Here is a 2,560-nt window from a genome sequence, read left to right on the forward strand (position 1 = left end):
AAATTAGTAGAGATGTTTCATTGAATGTCTCTACATTTTTATCAAAAAATCGTATATAGAACCTCTGAGTCGCGTATCTTTTGGCTATTAACTCATCATACGATAATGGAAGCGATCGCTTTTTTTTATAAAACCCTTATTTATTCCTCTTACCAAATTTCCAATCTTCTCCACCGGGCAATAAAGTCAAATTATCCTTAATAATAGCTGACAAATTATTAGCAGAGGAACTGTAAGTTAAGGCTAAAAAACTTTTGGTAGTTGCGATCGCAGAATTTTTATCCACCATTTCTTCCAGTTGAAACGGACTGTAAACACCATTTTCAACCTCCGCGCTGGCATTATCAATAGCAGATTCTATAGCATTTTCTAAAATTTCGTCCCATTCATCTTCTTTGATCAAATAAGAGGTTTTATTCGGCCTCAAATTCAAGTCTTGAATTTCAATAATTGCATTGCGGATGGATGCTGCCCAGGAATTAGTTAAACGTCCTTCCACCTGATTTTTAATTAAGTGAATTAACATCACAATTAAATAGGATTTGATTTTTCTGATGATGTCTTTTTTACTCATGGCATCCAGTTCGTCAATAATTGCTAAGGCATCGTGATTTCTACCTTCCATAATGCAAGTCCTTAAGTCGATTAATTCTTGAGTTGTCATTAGTTATTTTTCTCCTGAAATAAACAATAAATATTCCAATTAATTTTCAATGTGAAATAATTTATGGAAATGACTGTACCATCAAAGTTATAAACTTATAAAATCTTACTTTTGACTTTTGACTTTTGACTTTTGACTTTTGACTTTTGAATTCCTTGAATGACTTTTGACTTTTAAATTCCGTGAAACAGTACAATACTATTGATTTATCCTACCAAATTTCCAATCTTCTCCACCTGGTAATAATGCCAAATTATCGTCAATAATTGCGGCTATAATCTCCCGTTGATGTGCATAAATTAAGGACAATAAACTCAAAGCATTTTCGGTAACTTGAGTTGTTTCTACCATTTCTTTTAGTTGAAACGGACTGCAATTACCATCTAATACTTCTACGCTTGCATCTCGAATAGCTGCTTCTATAACTTGCGCGATCGCCTTTCCCCATTCATCTTCTTTGATGTAATAAGAGGTTTTATTTGGCCTCAAATTCAAGACTTGAATTTTGATAATCGAAGCCCGAATTGATGCTGCCCAGGAATTAGTTAATCGCGCTTCTACCTGATTTTTTATTAAGTGAATTAATACCACAGTTAAATAAGAATCTATCTTGATAAGTGTGTCTTTTTTACTAATGGCATCCAGTTCGTCAATAATTGCTAAGGCATCGTGATTTCTACCTTCCATAATGCAAGTCCTTAAGTCGATTAATTCTTGAGTTGTCATCAGTTATTTTTCTCCTGAAATCAACAATTACAGCGCTTCCTTACTGTTATAAGGTATACCCTCGCGGGCAAGATGCCCGCACTATAATATTTTCACCATTTACCTTGTACATCATTTGCCCGAAATATGCTGTAAAAATTAAAAATGCTACTTATTTATCTTACCAAATCTCCAATCTTCCCCACCTGGTAATAATGCCAAATTATCGTCAATAACAGCTAACAAATCATTAGCAGAATAACTGTAAGTTAAGGCTAAAAAACTATTAGTAGTTGTGACTACAGAATTTTTATCCACCATTTCCTTCAGTTTAAAGGAACTATAAGCGCCATTTTCAACTTCCGTGCTTGCATCACGAATAGCACGTTCTATAGCATTTTCTAACATCTCCTCCCATTCATCTTCTTTGATAAAATAAGAAGTTTTATTTGGCTTCAAATTTAAGTCTTGAATTTCAATGATTGCATTGCGGATAGACGCTGCCCAGGAATTGGTTAAACGTCCTTCTACCTGATTTTTAATTAAGTGAATTAACATCACAATTAAATAGGATTTGATTTTTCTGATGATGTCTTTTTTACTCATGGCATCCAGTTCGTCAATAATTGCTAAGGCATCGTGATTTCTACCTTCCATAATGCAAGTCCTTAAATCAATTAATTCTTGAGTTGTCATCAGTTATTTTCCTCTAAATTATTGGTGGTTAAAAGGGGGAGTATGGAAGTATTTTGTAGCATGATAAAAATTAAATACACAGCTCTAACAGAAGTAAATAATAAATCGGCGAAGTATCCGAAACAACTATCATAACCTCTTTGATTTTCCCTCTTTTTCTAGTTGTTCGTGGGTTTGGCGATCGCTCATAAAATCTTCTTCATCGTAGTCTAAATCAACTCCTTTAGACTTAAGAAATTTATCTGCTTCTAAAGGGGTTGAAAAACCCAATAATTCTCGCAATTTACCGCTACTAATAGAACCTTCGCGATAGCTTATACCACAATTATTTCTATTAGCTTACGTTCTAAAATTCCCCATTTTTCCTTAGCGTGCATCTTCAAATTTACCAAGCCCATAATATGTATTTCCTAACTGGTTGTATATATCACTAATACCTGGTAAAGTGCCACCGACATTTTTATAGTAACCCCTTGAGACGCATTCGTACTAAAA

At 33.8% G+C, this 2,560-nt stretch carries 4 protein-coding genes; all 4 read right to left on the minus strand.

All coding sequences use genetic code 11. From position 1 onward, the window contains the following. Positions 1-136: 136 nt before the first annotated feature. The 4 genes from AC3DU7_RS30915 to AC3DU7_RS30930 all read right to left on the minus strand — a co-directional run bounded on the left by AC3DU7_RS30915 (position 137) and on the right by AC3DU7_RS30930 (position 2,383). Entirely contained in the window at positions 137-664 is a 528-nt protein-coding gene (locus AC3DU7_RS30915; protein ID WP_488043062.1) for a DUF29 family protein, read from the minus strand. A gap of 198 nt (positions 665-862) precedes the next feature. Then, on the minus strand, positions 863-1,390 hold the full coding sequence (locus tag AC3DU7_RS30920; RefSeq protein WP_488043063.1) for a DUF29 family protein: 528 nt from the start codon (positions 1,388-1,390) through the stop codon (positions 863-865). 147 nt (positions 1,391-1,537) lie between these two features. Then, the gene (locus AC3DU7_RS30925; protein ID WP_488043064.1) at positions 1,538-2,065 is read right to left on the minus strand and encodes a DUF29 family protein; all 528 of its coding nucleotides are present in this window, start codon (positions 2,063-2,065) and stop codon (positions 1,538-1,540) included. A 129-nt stretch (positions 2,066-2,194) separates the two neighbouring features. Then, positions 2,195-2,383, minus strand: a complete 189-nt coding sequence (locus AC3DU7_RS30930; RefSeq protein ID WP_488043065.1) for a UPF0175 family protein — start codon at positions 2,381-2,383, stop codon at positions 2,195-2,197. Positions 2,384-2,560: the final 177 nt, after the last annotated feature.

It is taken from the genome of Okeania sp. (assembly GCF_983059655.1).

Excerpts from the sequence above, each read along its gene's own strand:
- AC3DU7_RS30915 (WP_488043062.1), bottom strand. The coding sequence starts at position 664 with ATGACAACTCAAGAATTAATCGACTTAAGGACTTGCATTATGGAAGGT.
- AC3DU7_RS30920 (WP_488043063.1), bottom strand. The coding sequence starts at position 1,390 with ATGACAACTCAAGAATTAATCGACTTAAGGACTTGCATTATGGAAGGT.
- AC3DU7_RS30925 (WP_488043064.1), bottom strand. The coding sequence starts at position 2,065 with ATGACAACTCAAGAATTAATTGATTTAAGGACTTGCATTATGGAAGGT.